General features: G+C 61.8%; 24 protein-coding genes and 1 tRNA gene. 10 read left to right on the forward strand and 15 right to left on the reverse strand.

Going from position 1 to position 19,345, the window contains the following annotated elements; genetic code table 11:
• Positions 1 to 2 precede the first annotated feature (2 nt).
• Both AC3Z8Y_RS08645 and aat read right to left on the reverse strand, forming a co-directional pair.
• The gene (locus AC3Z8Y_RS08645) at positions 3 to 710 is read right to left on the reverse strand and encodes an arginyltransferase (protein ID WP_490089312.1); all 708 of its coding nucleotides are present in this window, start codon (positions 708 to 710) and stop codon (positions 3 to 5) included.
• Positions 711 to 734: 24 nt separating this feature from the next.
• Entirely contained in the window at positions 735 to 1,448 is a 714-nt protein-coding gene (gene aat / locus AC3Z8Y_RS08650; protein WP_490089313.1) for a leucyl/phenylalanyl-tRNA--protein transferase, read from the reverse strand.
• Positions 1,449 to 1,838: 390 nt separating this feature from the next.
• Here aat and AC3Z8Y_RS08655 point away from each other — a divergent pair, with 390 nt between their 5' ends.
• Genes AC3Z8Y_RS08655 through cysG form a run of 6 tightly spaced genes read left to right on the forward strand, consistent with a single transcriptional unit; the run spans position 1,839 to position 9,548 of the window.
• The gene (locus tag AC3Z8Y_RS08655; RefSeq protein ID WP_490089314.1) at positions 1,839 to 4,478 is read left to right on the forward strand and encodes a DNA translocase FtsK; all 2,640 of its coding nucleotides are present in this window, start codon (positions 1,839 to 1,841) and stop codon (positions 4,476 to 4,478) included.
• 51 nt (positions 4,479 to 4,529) lie between these two features.
• Complete coding sequence (gene lolA, locus AC3Z8Y_RS08660; protein WP_225774553.1) at positions 4,530 to 5,153, forward strand: outer membrane lipoprotein periplasmic chaperone LolA; 624 nt, start codon at positions 4,530 to 4,532, stop codon at positions 5,151 to 5,153.
• A 15-nt stretch (positions 5,154 to 5,168) separates the two neighbouring features.
• Positions 5,169 to 6,494 carry a replication-associated recombination protein A gene (locus AC3Z8Y_RS08665; protein WP_490089315.1) on the forward strand — a complete coding sequence of 442 codons (1,326 nt, stop codon included), beginning with the start codon at positions 5,169 to 5,171 and terminating at the stop codon, positions 6,492 to 6,494.
• Positions 6,491 to 6,865, forward strand: a complete 375-nt coding sequence (gene crcB, locus AC3Z8Y_RS08670) for a fluoride efflux transporter CrcB (RefSeq protein ID WP_490089316.1) — start codon at positions 6,491 to 6,493, stop codon at positions 6,863 to 6,865. The genes AC3Z8Y_RS08665 and crcB overlap by 4 nt, the downstream gene beginning before the upstream one ends.
• A 16-nt stretch (positions 6,866 to 6,881) precedes the next feature.
• On the forward strand, positions 6,882 to 8,162 hold the full coding sequence (gene serS, locus AC3Z8Y_RS08675) for a serine--tRNA ligase (protein WP_490089317.1): 1,281 nt from the start codon (positions 6,882 to 6,884) through the stop codon (positions 8,160 to 8,162).
• The gene (gene cysG / locus AC3Z8Y_RS08680; protein WP_490089318.1) at positions 8,163 to 9,548 is read left to right on the forward strand and encodes a siroheme synthase CysG; all 1,386 of its coding nucleotides are present in this window, start codon (positions 8,163 to 8,165) and stop codon (positions 9,546 to 9,548) included. It abuts the gene before it with no gap.
• Here cysG and AC3Z8Y_RS08685 read toward each other — a convergent pair.
• The 6 genes from AC3Z8Y_RS08685 to AC3Z8Y_RS08710 all read right to left on the reverse strand — a co-directional run bounded on the left by AC3Z8Y_RS08685 (position 9,545) and on the right by AC3Z8Y_RS08710 (position 12,677).
• Positions 9,545 to 10,546 (reverse strand): glycosyl transferase family protein, encoded by a 1,002-nt coding sequence (locus tag AC3Z8Y_RS08685; RefSeq protein WP_490089319.1) that lies wholly within the window; start codon positions 10,544 to 10,546, stop codon positions 9,545 to 9,547. The genes cysG and AC3Z8Y_RS08685 overlap by 4 nt on opposite strands.
• Positions 10,543 to 10,878, reverse strand: coding sequence for a TusE/DsrC/DsvC family sulfur relay protein (locus AC3Z8Y_RS08690; RefSeq protein WP_490089963.1), 336 nt, complete (start codon positions 10,876 to 10,878; stop codon positions 10,543 to 10,545). The genes AC3Z8Y_RS08685 and AC3Z8Y_RS08690 overlap by 4 nt, the downstream gene beginning before the upstream one ends.
• Positions 10,875 to 11,168 (reverse strand): sulfurtransferase complex subunit TusB, encoded by a 294-nt coding sequence (gene tusB / locus AC3Z8Y_RS08695; RefSeq protein WP_490089320.1) that lies wholly within the window; start codon positions 11,166 to 11,168, stop codon positions 10,875 to 10,877. The genes AC3Z8Y_RS08690 and tusB overlap by 4 nt, the downstream gene beginning before the upstream one ends.
• Positions 11,168 to 11,527 carry a sulfurtransferase complex subunit TusC gene (tusC, locus tag AC3Z8Y_RS08700; protein WP_490089321.1) on the reverse strand — a complete coding sequence of 120 codons (360 nt, stop codon included), beginning with the start codon at positions 11,525 to 11,527 and terminating at the stop codon, positions 11,168 to 11,170. The genes tusB and tusC overlap by 1 nt, the downstream gene beginning before the upstream one ends.
• Position 11,528: 1 nt before the next feature.
• Positions 11,529 to 11,921 carry a sulfurtransferase complex subunit TusD gene (gene tusD, locus AC3Z8Y_RS08705; protein WP_490089322.1) on the reverse strand — a complete coding sequence of 131 codons (393 nt, stop codon included), beginning with the start codon at positions 11,919 to 11,921 and terminating at the stop codon, positions 11,529 to 11,531.
• 84 nt (positions 11,922 to 12,005) lie between these two features.
• Positions 12,006 to 12,677 carry a Bax inhibitor-1/YccA family protein gene (locus AC3Z8Y_RS08710; protein WP_490089323.1) on the reverse strand — a complete coding sequence of 224 codons (672 nt, stop codon included), beginning with the start codon at positions 12,675 to 12,677 and terminating at the stop codon, positions 12,006 to 12,008.
• A gap of 179 nt (positions 12,678 to 12,856) precedes the next feature.
• On the opposite strand from AC3Z8Y_RS08710, the gene AC3Z8Y_RS08715 reads away from it, so the two are divergent.
• Positions 12,857 to 12,944, forward strand: a tRNA-Ser gene (locus AC3Z8Y_RS08715).
• Between the two features lie 72 nt (positions 12,945 to 13,016).
• Here AC3Z8Y_RS08715 and AC3Z8Y_RS08720 read toward each other — a convergent pair.
• Positions 13,017 to 13,712, reverse strand: coding sequence for an RES family NAD+ phosphorylase (locus tag AC3Z8Y_RS08720; RefSeq protein ID WP_490089324.1), 696 nt, complete (start codon positions 13,710 to 13,712; stop codon positions 13,017 to 13,019).
• Positions 13,706 to 14,107 carry an antitoxin Xre-like helix-turn-helix domain-containing protein gene (locus AC3Z8Y_RS08725; RefSeq protein WP_490089325.1) on the reverse strand — a complete coding sequence of 134 codons (402 nt, stop codon included), beginning with the start codon at positions 14,105 to 14,107 and terminating at the stop codon, positions 13,706 to 13,708. Before AC3Z8Y_RS08725 ends, AC3Z8Y_RS08720 begins: the two co-directional genes overlap by 7 nt.
• Positions 14,108 to 14,258: 151 nt before the next feature.
• On the opposite strand from AC3Z8Y_RS08725, the gene AC3Z8Y_RS08730 reads away from it, so the two are divergent.
• Together AC3Z8Y_RS08730 and AC3Z8Y_RS08735 are read left to right on the forward strand one after the other, a co-directional pair.
• Positions 14,259 to 14,420: a hypothetical protein gene (locus tag AC3Z8Y_RS08730; protein WP_490089326.1), complete on the forward strand. Its 162-nt coding sequence runs from the start codon at positions 14,259 to 14,261 to the stop codon at positions 14,418 to 14,420.
• The gene (locus AC3Z8Y_RS08735; protein WP_490089327.1) at positions 14,417 to 14,866 is read left to right on the forward strand and encodes an HhH-GDP family DNA glycosylase; all 450 of its coding nucleotides are present in this window, start codon (positions 14,417 to 14,419) and stop codon (positions 14,864 to 14,866) included. Before AC3Z8Y_RS08730 ends, AC3Z8Y_RS08735 begins: the two co-directional genes overlap by 4 nt.
• Positions 14,867 to 15,253: 387 nt before the next feature.
• Here AC3Z8Y_RS08735 and AC3Z8Y_RS08740 read toward each other — a convergent pair whose 3' ends face one another.
• The 4 genes from AC3Z8Y_RS08740 to AC3Z8Y_RS08755 form a co-directional block, all read right to left on the reverse strand.
• On the reverse strand, positions 15,254 to 15,580 hold the full coding sequence (locus tag AC3Z8Y_RS08740) for a hypothetical protein (RefSeq protein WP_490089328.1): 327 nt from the start codon (positions 15,578 to 15,580) through the stop codon (positions 15,254 to 15,256).
• Between the two features lie 135 nt (positions 15,581 to 15,715).
• Positions 15,716 to 16,072: a YajD family HNH nuclease gene (locus AC3Z8Y_RS08745; protein WP_181117847.1), complete on the reverse strand. Its 357-nt coding sequence runs from the start codon at positions 16,070 to 16,072 to the stop codon at positions 15,716 to 15,718.
• Positions 16,073 to 16,158: 86 nt separating this feature from the next.
• The gene (locus tag AC3Z8Y_RS08750) at positions 16,159 to 16,344 is read right to left on the reverse strand and encodes a DUF1289 domain-containing protein (protein ID WP_490089329.1); all 186 of its coding nucleotides are present in this window, start codon (positions 16,342 to 16,344) and stop codon (positions 16,159 to 16,161) included.
• Positions 16,345 to 16,397: 53 nt separating this feature from the next.
• Positions 16,398 to 17,222, reverse strand: coding sequence for an amidohydrolase family protein (locus tag AC3Z8Y_RS08755; RefSeq protein ID WP_490089330.1), 825 nt, complete (start codon positions 17,220 to 17,222; stop codon positions 16,398 to 16,400).
• A 216-nt stretch (positions 17,223 to 17,438) separates the two neighbouring features.
• Between AC3Z8Y_RS08755 and hpxO the strand changes: the two genes are divergently transcribed.
• Positions 17,439 to 18,596 carry an FAD-dependent urate hydroxylase HpxO gene (gene hpxO, locus AC3Z8Y_RS08760; protein ID WP_490089331.1) on the forward strand — a complete coding sequence of 386 codons (1,158 nt, stop codon included), beginning with the start codon at positions 17,439 to 17,441 and terminating at the stop codon, positions 18,594 to 18,596.
• A gap of 18 nt (positions 18,597 to 18,614) precedes the next feature.
• Here hpxO and AC3Z8Y_RS08765 read toward each other — a convergent pair whose 3' ends face one another.
• Positions 18,615 to 19,211, reverse strand: coding sequence for a serine acetyltransferase (locus tag AC3Z8Y_RS08765; RefSeq protein ID WP_490089332.1), 597 nt, complete (start codon positions 19,209 to 19,211; stop codon positions 18,615 to 18,617).
• Positions 19,212 to 19,345: the final 134 nt, after the last annotated feature.

A 19,345-nucleotide genomic window follows, 5' to 3' on the forward strand; every position in this document is an offset into this window, starting at 1 on the left:
GCTCAGTTCAGCGTGACCCACCTTTGATTGATCAATAGTTCGATAGGGCGGTATTGGGTCTTGTAATTCATCTTCTTGCAGTTCTTGATCCAGTACCCCAGGTACACCGCGCCCAGATCGAGCCGCAGGGCTTCGGTGATTTGCCACAGAATGGCGAAACGGCCCAGGCTACGCCGCTCCTGCTCTGGCTCGTAGAAGGTATACACCGCTGAAAGCCCATTGGGCAGCAGGTCTGTCACTGCCACGGCCAGCAGTTGGCTGCCCAGGCGGAACTCGTAGAAGCGGGAAAACGGTAGATCCCGTACCAGGAAAGTCGAGAACTGATCCCGGCTAGGGGGGTACATATCGCCGTCGGCGTGGCGCTGGTCGATATAGCGCTTGTACAGGTCGAAGTACTCCTCCGTGAAGCGCGGCCGTGCAGCAGTCACGGTAAGGTCTGCGTTGCGCTTGAGAATGCGCTTTTGCTGCCGGTTCGGGAGAAAGCGCGCCGCGGGAATGCGAGCGGGCACGCAGGCGTTGCAGCGCTGGCAGTGCGGGCGGTAAAGGTGATCGCCGCTGCGCCGGAAACCCAGTTCCGACAGGTCGGCGTACACACCCGGATCCATCGGCTGGCTCGGGTCCAGGAACAGCGTGGTCGCCTGCTCATCCGGCAGATAGCTGCAGGTGTGGGGTTGAGTGGCATAAAACTTCAAGCGCGCCAACTCGGTCATGGTCAACCCTCGGTCCAAACTTACTCAATGAGTGTATGCCAGAGCGATGGAACTCGCTCGGCCAGCCCAGTTGGCCCCCGCGGGCATGTCCAGGTACTGGTCAAGGTATTGGACGAATTTCGCTCGGCTGATCTCCCTTGCGCCCAGGCTTTCCAGATGGCGGGTATGCATCTGGCAGTCGATCAGCGCGAAATCGGCCCCTTGCAAATGCTGGGCGAGCGTCACAAAGGCCACTTTGGAGGCGTCCGTGGCGCGGCTGAACATCGACTCGCCGAAAAATAACTGGCCAATCGCAATGCCATACAGGCCGCCGACCAGTTCATCTCCTTGCCAGGCTTCGACGCTGTGAGCGATGCCACGCCGGTGCAGCTCCACGTAGGCATGCTCGATGGCCGAGGTGATCCAGGTGCCCCGGGCGTAGTCGCGGGGCGCGGCGCAGGCCCTGATCACTGCGGGAAAGTCATGGTTCAGCGTAACGGTGAAGCGCCCCTGGCGTATGACCTTGCGCAGGCTTCGCGACGCGCGGACCTCGGCAGGCCGCACGACCATGCGCGGGTCGGGTGACCACCAGAGAATCGGCTGGCCCTCCTCATACCAGGGAAAGCAGCCGTGCCGATAGGCAGCTACCAGCCGTTCCGGGCTCAGGTCGCCTCCGGCCGCAAGAAGGCCATTGGGCTCGCGCAGCGCGCGGTGCAGCGGGGGGAAAGTGAGGTCGTCACGGTTGAGCCAGGTGAGCATGGTCGCAGTGGAGTGATTCGATCGATGGAAGGGGAGGGCAGTATCACGCGCCACAGGGCCCAGCGTCGAGGGCTGGCTATGTGCCTGATCACAGCGTTGGTTATCCTCGATGTACGTTCGTTCCGCCTGCCACGGCGGGTCGGAACCCTGAGGGCGGCCTAAGGTCCATGAAGGTTCGCGCAGTAACTTTAAATATGCGCTTAAACCTTTGTCAGCCAACATAAAGCATGGTGAAATTGAAGCCGCATTTTTGGCGGGGGGCCGGTAGCAGGTGGCTTGCTGCCACCCTATGACATCGGTACTGTAAATCCGTACAATGGTCGGCCATGAACGGAACCGGCCGCGATAGAGTCCCTCTGATCGCGCGCACCGCGCAGGAAAGAACGCGTTTTGAAGAAGTCCACCGCTAAACCCGTCCCTGTCCCCCTCTGGCGGCAGCAATTTCATTACCGCCTGAAAGAAGGTGCGCTCATCGCCATGGCGGCGCTGTGCCTGTACCTCTGGATGGCGCTGCTCAGCTATGACCAGGGCGATCCCGGCTGGAGCCATACCGGCACAAGCGTAGGCCAGGTGCAAAATGCCGCAGGGCGGGCTGGTGCCTATGCCGCGGATATCCTGTTCATGGTGCTGGGCTATTTCGCCTACATTTTCCCGTTGCTGCTGGGTGTGAAAGCCTGGCAGATCTTCCGTGAGCGCCACCAGGCCTGGCAATGGAGCGGCTGGTTGTTCTCCTGGCGGCTGATTGGCCTGGTGTTCCTCGTGCTGTCAGGCGCGGCCCTCGCTCACCTGCATTTCCACTCGGCTGCCAGCCTCCCGGCCTCGGCCGGTGGTGCGCTGGGCGAAAGCCTGGGCGACCTGGCCCGCAATGCGCTGAACGTTCAAGGCAGTACCTTGCTGTTCATCGCGCTTTTCCTGTTCGGGCTTACGGTATTCACCGACCTTTCCTGGTTCAGCGTGATGGACACCACCGGCAAGATCACCCTCGATCTGATAGAGCTGGTCACAGGTGCGGCAAGCCGCTGGTGGGCGGCCCGTACCGAACAGCGCAAGCTGGTTGCCGCGCTGCGCTCGGATGAGCCGGCCTACGAGGCGCCACCGACGCGCAAGGAAGCCCGCGCGGAGGCCAAACCGCAGCCTGCGGTATCGGCCCGGCAGGAGCCTGCGGTAGAGCCGCGTATCGAGCCCTCGGTGGCAAAGGCTCCCCAAACACTGGTCCCAGGTGCTGGCGTTAACCCCACCCCAGCCCGCGCGCAAGCGGCGGAACGTGTACCGGCGGTGGCGCTGCGCATGCCCTGGGATGACGAAGAAGACGAATTCGAAAGCTTCTCCGCTACCGGTCACGCCCCAGTGCTGGAAGCGCCACGGCTAGTGGCCGAGCGCAAGGTTGCCCAGGTCTCGGCGCCCTCGATGCCGCCTATCATCGCACCGTCCGCGCAGCCACCCGCCGTGGCACCGCCAGTGGCAAAGGCAGAGCCTGTGCGTCTCGCCTTCCCTGAAAAGCCCCAGCCTCCGATGGTCGATACTGCGCTGGAAGGTACCATTCCGCCGCTGTCGATCCTCGACCCGGTAGAAAAGAAGCAGGTGCAGTACTCTCCCGAGTCCTTGGCAGGGGTAGGGCAGCTGCTCCAGATCAAACTCAAGGAATTCGGTGTAGAGGTCACGGTGGATTCCATCCATCCGGGCCCGGTGATTACCCGTTACGAAATCCAGCCCGCTGCGGGCGTGAAGGTCAGCCGCATCTCCAACCTTGCTAAGGACCTCGCGCGCTCGCTCGCGGTGACCAGCGTGCGCGTTGTGGAGGTGATTCCGGGCAAAACCACCGTGGGTATCGAAATTCCCAACGAGGACCGCCAGATCGTGCGGTTCTCCGAAGTGCTGTCCACGCCTCAGTACGATGATGCCCAGTCGCCAGTCACGCTCGCCCTTGGGCATGACATTGGCGGTAAGCCGGTGATTACCGACCTGGCCAAGATGCCCCACTTGCTGGTCGCCGGTACCACCGGTTCCGGTAAGTCGGTGGGGGTGAACGCGATGATCCTGTCGATCCTTTTCAAGTCCACGCCACAGGAAGCGCGGCTGATCATGATCGACCCGAAAATGCTCGAGCTGTCGATCTACGAAGGCATTCCGCACCTGCTGTGCCCGGTGGTCACCGACATGAAGGACGCCGCCAACGCTCTGCGCTGGAGCGTGGCCGAGATGGAGCGCCGCTACAAGCTGATGGCGGCCATGGGTGTGCGTAACCTGGCAGGTTTCAATCGCAAGGTGAAGGACGCCGAGGAAGCCGGCACTCCGCTGGGGGATCCGCTCTACCGTCGCGAAAGCATGGAAGACGAAGCCCCGCTACTTAAATCGCTACCAACCATCGTGGTGGTGGTGGACGAGTTTGCCGACATGATGATGATCGTCGGCAAGAAAGTGGAAGAGCTGATTGCCCGGATCGCCCAGAAAGCGCGCGCGGCGGGTATCCACCTGATCCTCGCCACCCAGCGTCCATCCGTGGATGTGATCACCGGCCTGATCAAGGCCAACATCCCGACGCGGATGGCGTTTCAGGTGTCGAGCAAGATCGACTCCCGTACCATCATCGATCAGGGCGGCGCCGAGCAACTTCTCGGTCACGGGGACATGCTTTACATGCCGCCCGGTACCAGCCTGCCAATCCGGGTGCACGGAGCGTTCGTGTCCGACGACGAAGTGCACCGTGTGGTGGAAGCCTGGAAGCAACGTGGTACGCCCGACTACAACGACGACATCCTTAACGGTGTTGAAGAGGGTAATGGCGCAAGCTTCGAAGGTTCTGGAGGCGGTGACGGTGATGACAGCGAAAGTGACGCCCTGTATGACGAGGCCGTGGCCTTCGTGCTGGAGAGTCGCCGGGCGTCCATCTCCTCGGTTCAGCGCAAGCTGAAAATCGGCTATAACCGCGCCGCCCGGATGATCGAAGCCATGGAAATGGCCGGCGTGGTTACACCCATGAACAGCAACGGCAGCCGCGACGTCATCGCGCCCGGCCCGACACGAGACTGATAGGCCAGTGCCGAACAGGCACTGGTTCGCCCACCTGACTAGAGGATTATCATGCGCCTGATTCGCATGTTGTTGGTGTCTGCCCTGGCCATGGCCAGCGTTTCCGCAGTGGCGGATGACCAGGCGGTAAAGTCGCTGACGCAACTGCTGGAAAAGTCCCAGACCCTCACAGGGCGTTTTTCCCAGCTCACGCTCGACGGTAGCGGCACCCAGCTGCAGGAAACCAGCGGTGAGATGGCGCTGCAGCGGCCGGGGCTGTTCAATTGGCACACTGACGCACCACAAGAGCAGCTGATGGTGTCGGACGGCAAGAAGGTATCGCTCTGGGACCCTGACCTGGAGCAGGTGACCATCAAAACCCTCGACCAGCGCCTGACTCAAACCCCCGCGCTGCTGTTGTCTGGCGATGTGTCCAAAATCAGCCAGAGCTTCGACATCACTTCGAAGGAAGCCGGCGACGTTATCGACTTCGTACTCAAGCCCAAGACCAAGGACACCTTGTTCGACTCGCTGCGGTTGTCGTTCCGCCGTGGCCTGATCAACGACATGCAGCTGATCGACAGCGTAGGGCAGCGCACCAATATCCTGTTCATGGGCATCAAAGCCAATGAGCCAGTCCCGGCCAGCAAGTTCACGTTCGTCATCCCCAAGGGTGCCGACGTGATCCAGGAATAGGGCGGCTCCGCTTTCATGGACCTGTTCAGCTCGCCGCCGCCTTCGCAGCCTCTGGCTGCTCGGCTGCGGGCCAGCACGCTGGATGAGTACGTGGGCCAGGAGCATCTGCTTGGCCGCGGCAAGCCCTTGCGTGAAGCTCTGGAACAGGGCGCCCTGCACTCGATGATCTTCTGGGGGCCACCTGGTGTTGGTAAAACCACCCTGGCGCGACTGCTGGCCAAGGTTTCCGATGCACATTTCGAGACGGTTTCAGCGGTATTGGCCGGGGTGAAGGAGATCCGCCACGCCGTGGAGATGGCGCGGCAGCAGGCTGCGCAATATGGGCGGCGCACGCTCCTGTTCGTGGACGAGGTGCATCGCTTCAACAAGTCCCAGCAAGATGCGTTTCTACCGTATGTAGAAGACGGCACTCTGATTTTCGTGGGTGCAACCACGGAAAACCCCTCCTTCGAACTCAATAACGCCTTGCTGTCCCGCGCTCGTGTGTACGTGCTCAAAAGCCTGGACGAGGCCGCCATGCGCCAGCTTGCGCAGCGTGCCCTTACCGAGCAGCGCGGCCTTGGTGCCCGCAACCTCACCTTGGCGGATGAGGCCTTCGGCATGTTGGTAGCGGCGGCCGACGGCGATGGCCGCCGCCTGCTGAACCTCCTGGAGAACGCGTCGGACCTCGTCGAGGATGGCGAAGAGATCGGCGTGCCGCTCCTGCAAAGCCTGCTCGGCGATACCCGGCGCCGCTTCGACAAGGGCGGCGAAGCCTTCTACGACCAGATATCAGCGCTGCACAAGTCGGTAAGGGGTTCCAGCCCCGACGGCGCGCTCTATTGGTTTGCCCGAATGCTGGATGGCGGCTGCGATCCTCTCTACATCGCTCGCCGCGTGGTGCGCATGGCCAGTGAAGACATCGGCAATGCCGATCCTCGCGCGCTGGGGGTGTGCCTTGCCGCCTGGGACGTCCAGGAGCGCCTTGGTAGCCCAGAGGGCGAGCTGGCGGTAGCCCAGGCCATCGTCTATCTTGCCTGCGCTCCCAAGAGCAACGCGGTGTACACGGCGTTCAAGGCCGCCAAGGCGGACGCAGCGGGGATGGGCTCGCAGGAAGTGCCACTGCACCTTCGCAATGCGCCTACCAAGCTGATGAAGCAGCTCGGGTACGGGGAGCAGTATCGCTATGCCCACGATGAGCCGGACGCCTACGCGGCTGGCGAAGACTACTTCCCTGAAGGTATGGCACCACGGCATTATTACCAGCCCGTACCCCGTGGCCTCGAACTTAAAATCGGGGAGAAGCTGCGACACCTGGCCGAGCTGGACCGTACCAGCCCGCTACAACGGAGAAAGTCGTGATCCCGGTTGTACTCTCGGTAGCCTGTTTCGGTGTGTTCGGCGGTTTGCTCCGCTTCGCGACCGGGGTTTGGGTAAGTGCCCATTACCCTCGCCATTTCTATTTGGCCACCTTGGCTGTGAATATCGTAGGGTGCCTGATCATTGGCTATCTTTACGGGGCCTTTCTGGGCAGGCCAGACGCACCTGCCTACCTGAAGGCGGGGCTGATTGTAGGTTTCGTGGGTGGGCTGACCACGTTTTCATCCTTTTCCCTGGACACGCTGCGCCTGCTGGAAAGCGGGCAGGCGCCACTGGCCATAGGCTATGCGGCCGCCAGTGTGCTGGGCGGCCTCCTGGCGACCTGGGCTGGCCTGTACCTGACAAAAATCTGATCAACGAGAGAACCACATGCTCGATTCGAAACTGTTACGCGGCCAACTGCAAGAAGTAGCCGAGCGCCTTGCCACCCGGGGCTTCAGCCTTGATGTGGCGCGTATCGAAGCGCTGGAAGCTCAGCGCAAGGTGGTGCAAACCCGCACCGAGCAGCTGCAGGCGGAGCGCAACAGTCGATCCAAATCCATTGGCCAGGCCAAGGCCCGTGGCGAAGACATCGCGCCGCTGATGGCAGACGTGGAGCGCATGGCCCAGGAGCTCGCCCAGGGCAAGACGGAACTGGACGACATTCAGGCGCAGCTCGACGGCATCCTTCTCGGCTTGCCCAACCTGCCGGACGCTTCGGTGCCGGTAGGCAAGGATGAGGACGACAACCTGGAGGTGCGCCGCTGGGGCACGCCTGCGGCATTCGATTTCGAAATCAAGGATCACGTCGCCCTGGGCGAACGCTTCGGTTGGCTGGATTTCGAAAGCGCCGCGCGCCTGTCTGGCGCACGCTTCGCTGTGCTGCGCGGGCCGATTGCGCGGCTGCACCGTGCCCTGGCTCAATTCATGATCAACCTTCACGTGGCCGAGCACGGTTACGAAGAGGCCTACACCCCCTATCTCGTCCAGGCCCCAGCGCTTCAGGGCACGGGGCAGTTGCCCAAGTTCGAGGAAGACCTGTTCAAGATTGCCCGTGACGGCGAGGCGGACCTGTACCTTATTCCTACGGCCGAGGTGTCGTTGACCAACCTGGTGGCGGACCAGATCCTCGATGCCAAGGTGCTGCCATTGAAGCTGGTCGCCCATACGCCATGCTTCCGCAGCGAGGCAGGTGCGTCCGGCCGCGATACCCGCGGCATGATCCGCCAGCACCAGTTCGACAAGGTGGAGATGGTCCAGGTGGTCGAGCCTGCCAAGTCCATGGAAGCCCTCGAAAGCCTCACCGCCAACGCCGAGCGTGTACTTCAGCTCCTTGAACTGCCCTATCGCGTGCTGGCTTTGTGCACGGGTGACATGGGCTTCAGCGCAATCAAGACCTACGACCTTGAAGTGTGGGTGCCTAGCCAGGGCAAGTACCGGGAAATCTCGTCCTGCTCCAACACCGGCGACTTCCAGGCACGCCGTATGCAAGCCCGGTGGCGTAACCCGGAAACCGGCAAGCCCGAGTTGGTCCATACCCTCAACGGCTCCGGCCTTGCGGTTGGCCGTACCCTGGTAGCGGTGCTGGAAAACTACCAGCAGGCCGACGGCTCCATCCGGGTGCCGGAAGTGCTCAAACCCTATATGGCTGGCCTTGAGGTCATTGGCTGAATGAATTTCCTGCCGCTGTTTCACAAGCTGTCCGGGCGCGTCGTACTGGTAGTAGGGGGCGGCGAGATCGCCCTGCGCAAGTCTCGTCTGCTGGCCGATGCGGGCGCGGTACTGCGGGTGGTCGCTCCGGTAGTGGATAGCCAGCTGGTTGCGTTGGCTGAAAGCAGCGGCGGTGAGGTCCGCGCGCGCGGGTATCACGTACAGGACCTGACCGATTGCGTGCTGGTCATTGCCGCAACCGATGACACACCGCTCAATGCAGAGGTTTCGGCGGATGCGCAGCACCGTTGTATTCCGGTCAATGTAGTAGATGCACCGGCGCTGTGCACCGTTATCTTCCCAGCCATCGTTGACCGCTCACCGTTGGTAGTGGCCGTGTCCAGCGGGGGCGATGCGCCGGTTCTGGCGCGCTTGATCCGCGCACGCCTCGAAGCCTGGATTCCGTCGGCCTATGGTGAACTTGCCAAGCTTGCGGCCGGCTTTCGCGATCGGGTAAAGCAACGCTTTCCCGAGGTCAATCAACGCAGGGCGTTCTGGGAAGAGGTATTCCAGGGCCCGATTGCCGAGCGGCAACTGGCAGGCCGTGGCAGCGAGGCGGCCAGCATGCTGGCGGAGCGAGTGGAGGGCGCCCCACCTCATGCGCCAGGCGAGGTTTACCTCGTAGGCGCGGGGCCGGGTGACCCCGACTTGCTCACCTTCAAGGCGCTGCGGCTGATGCAGCAAGCGGATGTGGTGCTTTATGACCGCCTGGTGGCTCCGGCCATCATCGAACTATGCCGGCGTGATGCCGAGCGCATCTACGTAGGCAAGCGTCGGGCGGATCATGCCCTGCCGCAGGACCAGATCAACCGCCAATTGGTAGAGCTAGCCCTGCAAGGCAAGCGGGTGGTGCGGTTGAAGGGTGGCGATCCGTTCATCTTTGGCCGCGGCGGCGAGGAAATCGAAGAGCTGGCGGCCCATGGCATCCCCTTCCAGGTGGTCCCGGGCATTACCGCTGCCAGTGGCTGCGCCGCGTATGCCGGCATTCCGCTCACGCACCGCGACTACGCGCAATCGGTTCGCTTCGTGACCGGGCACTTGAAGGATGGGAGCAGCGACCTGCCGTGGAATGACCTGGTAGCCCCTGCGCAAACGGTGGTGTTCTACATGGGCCTGGTGGGTTTGCCGGTTATCTGCGAAGGCATGATTCGCCATGGCCGTTCACCCGATACCCCCGCGGCCCTGGTGCAGCAGGGGACTACGGCTCACCAGCGGGTGTTTACTGGTACCCTGGCGGACCTTCCCGCGCTGGTCGCCCGCCATGAAGTGCACGCGCCAACGTTGGTGATAGTGGGGGAAGTAGTTCGCCTGCGCGACAAGCTTGCCTGGTTCGAAGGCAGCGCCTAGCGGCTGCTGTCTCGAGCATTCCACCATGCTTGCGCGGTCTCGAAAGCCTCTTCACGCGGCTTGCCCAGGCCGCGCAAGGCCAAGGCAATGGTCGAAACCACGGCCAGTTCGCCGTAGCGGTCTTCAGTTTCCCGCTTCCATACCCGTTCCAGTTGTGCCGGGTCCAGGAAGCCAGGCTTAAGGTGGCGCTGCGCCGATTGCTGTGGCCATTCTTCGTCCCAGGCCTGGCCGTTACTTGCACCATAGAGGTGGCAGGCCGCGTCCGGGTTTACTTCCAGCTCTCCGCCGTCGCCCTTGATCACGATCGACGTGTCCCCCAGTAACCGGCTGGCTTCACGGTGCACCGGCTGATAGCCCGGGTGGAAAATACTTTGCAAGCCACAGCGAGCGCCGAGAGGGTTCAGCACCCGTGCGAGCGAGTGAATAGGGGAGCGCAACCCCAAGGTGTTTCGAAGGTCGATCATGCGCTGCAGGGGGCCTGCCCAGTCGGACAACGGTGCGAAGGCCACCCCGGAGGCATCCAAAGCGGCGCTTACCTGCAGCCAGTCCCGGCACAGCGCAATGCCCAGGTCACTCAGCAAATGTTCGGTGTACAGCCGCCCGGCAGTGTGAGCGCCCCCGCCATGCATGAAAATTCGCAGGCCATTCTGGCCCAGGCATTTCACCGCCAGCAGGTACCAAGGCAGGTGGCGCTTCTTGCCAGCATAGGAAGGCCAGTCCAGGTCCACGCGCAGTGCCGGGGCGGTTACCCGCGCGCGGACCGCCTCGGTGAATCCCGCCAGCTCTTCGGCGCTTTCTTCCTTGTGCCGCAGCAACATCAGGAAGGCCCCAAGCTGGGTGTCCTCAACTTCGCCGTCGAGCACCATGCCCATGGCCCTGAAGGCTTCCTCCCGGGTAAGCGCACGCGCGCCTCGCTTGCCTTTGCCCAGGATGCGTACGAACTCGGCGAAGGGGTGTTCGGCCGGGGTGTCGAGGCGAAGCGGTTCAATCGTCGTCATATGCAATTGGCCGGTTTGGGCAGGCCCGCCAGCTTCGCAGCCAGCTTGGCAGGGGTGCCTTGGAACAGATGGTTGAGGTAGGCACTGTTGCCCTTTTCGGGCCCCAGTTGCGCCGCTATGTATTTCACCAGCGGCCGAGTGGCGGGTGACAACTGAAACTCGGCATAAAAGCGCCTCAGTGCCGCCAGCACCTCTTCATGGGCAGCAGTAAGCGTGATGCCTTCCGCCTGTGCCAGCGCGGCGGCGACCTCCCCAGACCAGTCGGCCAGATTCACAAGGAAGCCTTCCTTGTCGACCGCGATGTGTTTGTCACCTATAGCCAGCGCGCTCACAGCCATGTATTCACCCGATCATAGGCCAGGGACAGCTCGACAAACCGAGGGTAGTCGATTGGCTGGGCCCTGAAGTGTTCAACCCCATGCGCTTCGCAATCCTCGTTCAACGCATAAAGGCGGGTGGAGGCGAGCTGGCCGAGCTGTTGCGCCGCCACAGTACCCGGGCGCAGGGCTTGTACCGCTGCACCGCAAAGCAACAGGCCGTCGTCAGGCCCCAGCGTACGCAGGCAGCTGCCCAGGCGGGTGTCGGTAAAAGGAGAACTGGAGATTACATGCAAGGTCGCCATCAGAGCGTAATTACCTCGTCGAACTGGTTGAGCAAGGCCGACAAGCCCTCTGGAGCCGTTATCGCGGCGGGCAGCGTAAGCTGGCTGGCGTCGATCCCGCGTTCGGCCAGGCTGGCTGCACAGATGAAGAGGGCGTCCACACCGAACAGCGGCAGCGCCTGGAGGTTCGCGACCAGGTTCTTTTGCTTCACTGCCTCGGGCCGCTGACCTTCGACCAGCTGGAACACACCGTCATCCATGAACAGCATGCCCACTGACAAGTCGTAGGCGCCGCCTGCCAAGGCAATGTCCAGTGCTTCCCGGGCCGTCATGCCGCTCCAGGGCGCGGCGCGGCTGACAATCAAGAGGGATTTGGCCACTTCAATCAGCTCCAAAGCAAAGAAGGCGATCGGCTGCCTGCGCTGCCTCGTGCAGCTGACCCAGGCCAGAAAGCTCCAGCGGCGGTAATACATTCGCCGCCGGGCGCTCCCAGCGCGCCGCCTCTTCGGCGTTCAGGGTGCCGCGCCGCAGGGCCGCAGCAATGCACACCACGCCGTCCAGGCCGTTGTTTGCGATCAATGACCGCCAGGCCGCCGCGCTATCGAATTCATCCTGGGGCACCACGATGTTGGCCGAGGCGTTATGGACGCCATCGCCATAGAAAAACACACGGGTAATTTCATGCCCCGCCGCAAGGGCCGCCTCGGTGAAACACAAGGCGCGTCGGGTAGCCGGGGCATGCGGCGGGCTGAATACGGCGATAGCGAACTTCATGGCGCTTCCGGGCTGGATGACAGCTGAATTCTAATCGCTCACGCATAAAAAAGCCCGCCGAAGCGGGCGGGGTAAAACGAGTGATCAGTCGTCGCGGCCCATCAGGCCGAACAGCTGCAGCAGGCTGACGAACAGGTTGTAGATGGATACGTACAGGCTGACGGTCGCCATGATGTAGTTGCGCTCGCCGCCATGGATGATCGCGCTGGTCTGGAAGAGGATGCACACCGAGGAGAACAGCACGAAGCCGGCGCTGATCGCCAGGTGCAGGCCGCTGATGTTGAAGAACAGGCCGGCCAGGGTTGCGCCCAGCAGAACGAAGAAGCCTGCGGTGATGAAGCCGGAGAGGAACGACATGTCCTTGCGGGTGATCAGCACGTAGGCCGACAGGCCACCGAATACCAGGGCGGTCATGGCAAACGCCGAACTGACGATTTCCGCGCCGCCGGCCATGCCCAGGTAACGGTTGAGTACAGGGCCGAGGATGTAGCCCATGAAACCGGTAAGGGCGAAGGTGGAGACGATGCCCCAGACCGAATCCTGCAACTTGTTGGTGAGGAAGAACAGGCCGTAGAAGCCGATGAGCACCACGAACACGTTCGGGTAGCGGACGTTCATCTGCTGCGCGGCGAAGGCACAGACCGCGCTGAAGGCCAGGGTGAGGGCCAGCAGGCCGTAGGTGTTGCGAAGGACTCGACTGACTTCCAGCTCGGCGCCTTTCGCGCCGTGGCTGAGGGTGTAATCCTGTTCGCGCATGGCGAAACTCCTTTAGGTCGTTGATGAGGCGATTGAACAGGCCTTTCGGCCCGGGGGCAAGCGCCGTATCCGCCCCGGAAATCTCTAGTCGCAAAACAGCATACCAAAGCGGTGTGGCAAGGCGAGCACCAGTGTTTGACAGCTTGTTTCATTCCGGTATGATGGCGCCCGCAATACGAGGAGGTGTGGCCGAGTGGTTTAAGGCAACGGTCTTGAAAACCGTCGATGGGCGACTATCCTAGAGTTCGAATCTCTACGCCTCCGCCATCATTTTTCATTAAAGCCCTGATTATTCAGGGCTTTTTTGTTTGTGCATATCTCAGCTCCCGCCTAGGGCAATCATGCCCCGTCAACAAGCTTGCTTACGCTGGTGATCTGCTTGTTCCACACCATCTCGTAGTGGCTTGCCTGGATAATCGACATTACCGGACGAGGGGTCATCAGTGCCCAACAGGCATTGCCCGGCGAGCGAACCGAGTGATAACGCAAACCTGCGGCTTTTATCTTCTTTACCTCACAGCCCAGTACCCTCGACGCGCTGTAATCATCCGGTGCGTAAACCGCATGCGACGGCGGTAATGCGGTAGCGTCCAGAAGGCCCTTTTCATTGAACCGGCAAGCCAGGCCGCGAAACACGAAACGCTCGTAGCTCAGTCCCTGAACCTTGCTCCAGTACGCCTCCTGATGATAGCGGACCTCGGCAAGCGCGGTTTCCATGGTGTCGGCCAGGTACAACACGCCGAACGTGCCGTCGCTGAAGCGGGAGCCGCTGGGATTTACGTGGGTGAAGGGGGCTGTGGCGTACCCGCACCCTGTGATCCCGAACGGGATTTCACCGCGTGGAATGAGATCGAGCAGGCCTATCTCGTTTTGCAGGCGCGGATTGGTCAGCGCCTGAACCTGGTAAAGGATCTCGAACTCCTCCGCATTGGCGACATCGTCGAACAGTTGGATCGGCGGGTACTTGGAGTTCACCAGTCGATAGCATTTGAGCGTGTCGCCGCCAAGTGAGGTCAGCTCCGCCGCGCTTACCATTGGGCGCCCCGCAGCGCGTCGATACGGCGAAAGGTTTCATAAAGGCTGATGAATGAACCCGTAGACATCACGTCCAGAGGCGCCTGCCCATTGAAAAAATCATTGTCATTCTTCAGGGAAGGAAAGCCGTACACGTTTTCGGGGTTATCGAAGATCGTGCGCAGTGCCGCGTGTATGTTGAGGATGATACTGATACGTGCGAATTGATCGCTGTCCAGGCTTACGGTGCGATCCTGATCTTTCGTGCGCGCATAAGTGCTGCGTGATATCCGCAGGGTATTCTCGATTTGGCGGGTTGTGGCTTTCCACCGTTCCATGATGGTTACCGCTGTTCGCAACGCGACTGCTCCTGCATCCTTGGTGGAAAGTGCTTGTGCGTTGATAGGCTGGCTCATCAGGATCTCGCGCGAGTGATCTTTAGACGCAAAACTATATTATTTGAGTCTACAGATCAATTCCTTCGCAATCTTTAGGGCTCAACCGCCGCACGTCATCCGCCTGCACGGTTCAAAGGTTGGAGCAGCGCACAAAACGTGGAGGTTGAGCATGAGCATCGATCCTGAAACCCCGGGCATCACCCCTGATATATTCGAGCCCGTAAAAGGCCTTCCCGAGCCTGACGCGGACTTGGACGATCCCGCAGTTAGCGACCCATTGCCCTCGGATACTACCGAGCGTACCGAGGGCGAGGAGCGTGTGCGCCCATGAGCACGACCATTACGCCCCAGGACCTGAACCTGACCCTGCACGATAATGACGAAGCCAGCCTGTTCAAGTGGTTGATCGCCAGTTTCCTGATGGGCAAGCGCATCCGCGCCGAGATTGCCGCCCAGGCGTATCGAGTGATCGTGGACAAGCATCAGCGCGATACACCGCGCAAGCTTGCCTATTGCCGTCATGCCGATCTGGTGGCCATGCTTGGCGAGGCGGGCTATGCGCGCTATGACGAATCCACTGCCGACCGCCTGGTGGCCCTAGCGCAACGGTTGAACGACGAATATGCCGGCAAGGTACTGAACCTGCATCACGCAGCCGCCGATCGGTCCGATTTCGAACAGCGGCTCCAGGCGTTCAAGGGTATCGGCCCCAAGACAGTGGAAATCTTCATGCGCGAGGCGAGTAGGGCGCTGTATGGAGCCGGACACCCCCTCTAGGCTGGGATTCTTAGTGCAATGATACCATTCTGACATTATTGAGATACAATCGCCGCCGGCCGATTCGAGCCTGAGCGGTTGGTACTGGGGCAACATTCTGTTTGGCGGCCTGATTGGCATGTTGATCGTTGATCCAGCCACGGGCGCAATGTTCAAATTGCCAGAGCACGCCTCGGCTGACATGGGTATGCCTCTCGCGGCTTCCAACCCAAGTGACTTGACCGTAGGCACGGTCGACTCGCTGACCGAAGCGCAGCGCGCGCGTCTGGTTCCGCTGAACTGAAAGGTTGCAAGGCCCAGGGAGCACTGTCCTGAGCCTTGCACGCACGCGAGCCGTCTGGAACGTGCGTTCAGAAAACGTACAGCCGTCATATCGAGTAGATCAGCCTAAGCGCACTCCCTCGCCACCCGTGCGAACCCGGGCGACAGCAGGCTGCGCTCGTACACGAATACCTTCCCACCCTCTGCGGCCTTGTAGGCGTCGATCACGTTATCGGCGGCAATCGAGCTGGGCACCACGATTCTGTAGTTACGCTGGCCTTGGGTAAGGGTAGGGTGGAATGCGTGCTCCTGTAACCGGGGCATGACGCAGGCAGCATAAGCATCGGGGCTTTTACTGGTTTGCAAGGCGAGGGTCGGTTCGTTGGGCGCAGAGGCGCAGCCTGCCAGAGCACCAAGAGCAGCCAGGCTGCAGAAAGCGAGTGAAGTACGCACGGTATGGATTCCTGATCGTTCCTGGCCGGGAAGGCGGTAGGGAATACTGGTATTTTCCCGGGCGCAAGAGCGAAGCGGAATGCATCAAGCGTGATGGTGGGTATTGCCAACAGCGATAGTGGCACTCGCTCGGTGCTACTCCTTCTTCATCAGGCCTGCCAGCGCAGCGAATGGGTTGTGAGTAGCCTTGGCTACGGAAGGCGTGCTCAGCGAACCTTCGGTAAAGTACTGCTGGTCGGTGTAACGGGCGTGTTCGTTGTCGTGGCAGTACAGGCACAGGAGCTCCCAGTTGGAGCCGTCCTGTGGATTATTGTCGTGATTGTGGTCGCGGTGGTGCACGGTAAGTTCGCTGAGGCGCTTGCCGGAAAACTCCCGGGCGCAGCGGCCGCACACGTGCGGGTACATCTTCAGGGCCTTGTCGCGATAACCGCTTTCGCGCTCGCGCTGGTTGTCGGCGAGGATTCGGTCGAGCTTGGAGGTATCGGTGGCCATGATGCACCCGTGGTCTGTGTGAGCGGCCATTTTATAGCTCCCGTGCAGGTTGCGCCACGGTGCCGGGCCAACGGTTGCCCCGGGCATTATTTCTTCTTCTTTCCCTTGAACGCTTTCAAGCGCTCGCGCGCCCGTTGCACCACGGCGGCGCGCTCAGGGCGCTTGAGGCGCTTCCAGGTCTTGATCTCTTCCTTGGAACGGCCACAGCCGCGGCACACGCCATCACTGAGCTTGCACTCCGAGGTGCAGGGGTTTTCGACATCTTTGCCCAAGGGGCCTCCCAGTTGTGCTTCGATAGCAGACGTGGCTACGCCAACACCCTGCGTCAGAACCCGAACAGCCGCTTCGGTGTTTCCCACATCACTTGATGGCGTATGGCAGTATCGGGGATCAGGCGTTCAGCCAGCTTGAGCAGTGGGCCGTAATCCACTCGCGAGGCTTCGCGAATGAATGGCCAATCCGAGCCCCAAAGGCAGCCCTCGGGCCCGAACGCAGCGAGCAATGCCTGTACATAAGGCCCAGCCTGTGCCTCCAGATGGTCAAGGTGGGCGAATTTCTGCAGCCCGGACAATTTGACACATGCCCGGCCTGTGCCGGCCAGCCGCTGCAATGCTGCAAAGCCCGGCTGCCCCAGCCCCGCGTTTACCCGGGGCCTGCCGCAGTGGTCAATCAGCAGGCAAGCGCGTGTGTTGCGTAGTAGCCCTTCCAGCGCAACGAGTTGATCACCCTCTACCTGAACCTGTGCAAACAGGCCCAACTCCGCAAGACGGCCGAGCAGTGGGGCTGCGTCATCCATCACGTGCACCCCTTCCAGTGCCGGATTGAAAGCAACGCCGACCACGCCCTGCGCTTTGAGCTCTGCCAAGGCCTGCAGCCCTGTTGAATGCTCGACCACGGCTATGCCCTTGAAGCGGCCTGCGCCATGGGCCAGCGCGTGAAGCAGGCACTGGTTATCGGTGCGGTAGCCGCTGGTTGGGCCCACCAGCAAGGCGTGGCGCACGCCGTAAGCCTCCATCACCCGCTGGAACTGTTCCAGGGTAGCCACCTCCTGCCCCGCGGGGGCATAGAGCGTGTCAGCCCGGTAGGGAAAGCGCATGGGGTCGAAAAGGTGGTTATGGCAGTCGATCTTTGGGGCGTCGAAGATATTCAAGTGGCCTCCAGCCAATGGCGTGCTCGTTGGATGCAGCATACCCCGAAGCGAAGCGCCCTGCCGTGGCCCGCAACAGGTGCGCAAAGCGTAAAAGGTGCACCGCCCTGGGTCGGCAAACTGCCGGTGGGCCTGCGTTCCCGGCCACTATACCACCTGACCACTTGGTCAGCTTCTTGCTTTACACTACGCGGGCACAATCAACCTCGCGGACGGATCATGCAAAACCTTAATGTGATAATCGCCGGTGCAGGCATGGGCGGGCTGAGCGCGGCGATAGCTCTGCGCCAGGCGGGCCATAACGTACACCTCTACGAGCGCGCGGCTGAGTTGGCACCCATAGGCGCGGCTATTTCCATCTGGCCGAACGGGATGAAGGTACTGCATGCGCTGGGTGTTGGTGAGGCGGTAGAGGCAGTGGCGGGCGATATGCGCGCCATGAGCTATTCGACCCACACCGGCGAGCTGTTGACCCGCTTCAGCCTCGACCCGCTCTACCGCCAGGTGCGCCAGCGCGCATGCCCCATTGCCCGCGCCGAGCTGCAACGGCTGCTACTGGAGGCGGTGGGGCTGGAGCGCGTCACCCTTGGCGTAGGTTGCGAGGGCTACACCGAATCGGAAGAGGGTGTGAGCGTGCACCTGTCTACGGGCGAGTCGGTCCAGGCAGACTTGCTGATTGCTGCGAACGGCACCCACTCGGCGTTACGCAATACCGTTGCGGGCGAGCGGATTGACCGTCGCTACTGCGGCTACGTGAACTGGAATGGCCGTATCAGGATGGACGCCGCCTTGAGCGACCAGCATGAATGGGCTCAGTTTGTGGGCGAGCATAAGCGGGTGTCGTTGATGCCGATGGGACCTGACGAGTTTTATTTCTTCTTCGACGTGCCCTTGCCTGCGGGCACGCCTAACGTGCGCGATCAGTACCGGGAGGAATTGCAGGCCCACTTCACCGGCTGGGCCCAACCGGTACAGCAGTTGATCGAACGCCTGGACCCGGCGGGCGTTGCCCGGGTAGAGATCCACGACACACAACGAGTGCCGCACCTGGCAAGCCAGCGCGTGGCCTTGCTAGGGGACGCCGCCCATGCCATGACGCCGAATATTGGCCAGGGCGGCTGCCAGGCCATGGAAGATGCCTGGGTGCTGGCGCGCAGCCTGGAGGGGGCGAGTTCGGTTCAGGCCGGCTTGCAGCACTACGAGGCGCAGCGCGCCGACCGCGTAGCCAACCTGGTGCTCAAGGCACGGGAGCGGGCAGCGATTATCCATGGTGAAGACGAGGCGGCAACCCAGGCCTGGTACGCCGAGTTGCCAGGGAGTGAAGAGGCGATCATCGCCGGGCTGGTGAAAACTACCGTAGGCGGGCCCTTGGCATAAACCGCCGCAACCGCGCTGCTAGCCAACGCCGTGGGCCAGGGGCCGCGCGCCAGGCCCGGGCTTGGCAGCATCCTTGCGCTGGATCATGGCTACATGGCGGGTGTAGCACGTGCAGTCGTCCGGTATGTCCTTGTTGATGAACGCCATGGCGCCAACCGTGACGTTGTTTCCGATGCGGATGTTCTCACCGATGATGCACGCGTTCGCGCCCAGCTCTACGTTATCGCCGATACGGATGAGGCCATTCTGGCCACTGGCGCGCACGCCGATGGTGGTGTTCTGGCGGATGAACAGGTTTTCCCCGATGTGCACCCGGTCCGCGATCACGATGCCCGTGCGATGAGGAAGAGTAAGCCCGGCCCCGATCTCCGCCCCCAGCATGATATCGACACTATGCATGCGTACCAGGCGGCCATGAATGCGCCGGGCAATTTTCTGGTAATTGAGTACACCCTTGGGCCGGCGGTGCAGGTACTGCGCCAGCCGGAACCAGAAGAGGTAATGCTCCTGCTCCTTGTGAAGGACGCGCCGGAACATGCGCTTGATCTTGAGCGGCTTGTGTTCGCCGCCCATCACTTCGATGCGCCAGTAGCGCTTGAGGGTGTGCCAGTCCATTGTGTGTCCTGATCGAGGCAGGGGCCGCGGCCGATCCAGCAGGCCGCAAGCGTGTATCCGGATTGACACGCTAGCGAAGCCGCCGTTCGCTGGGGTGGCGCAAATGTTTGCCCGTGGCTCGGGCGATGGCCTGC

This window comes from Pseudomonas sp. 3MAES_34.3B, assembly GCF_058145875.1.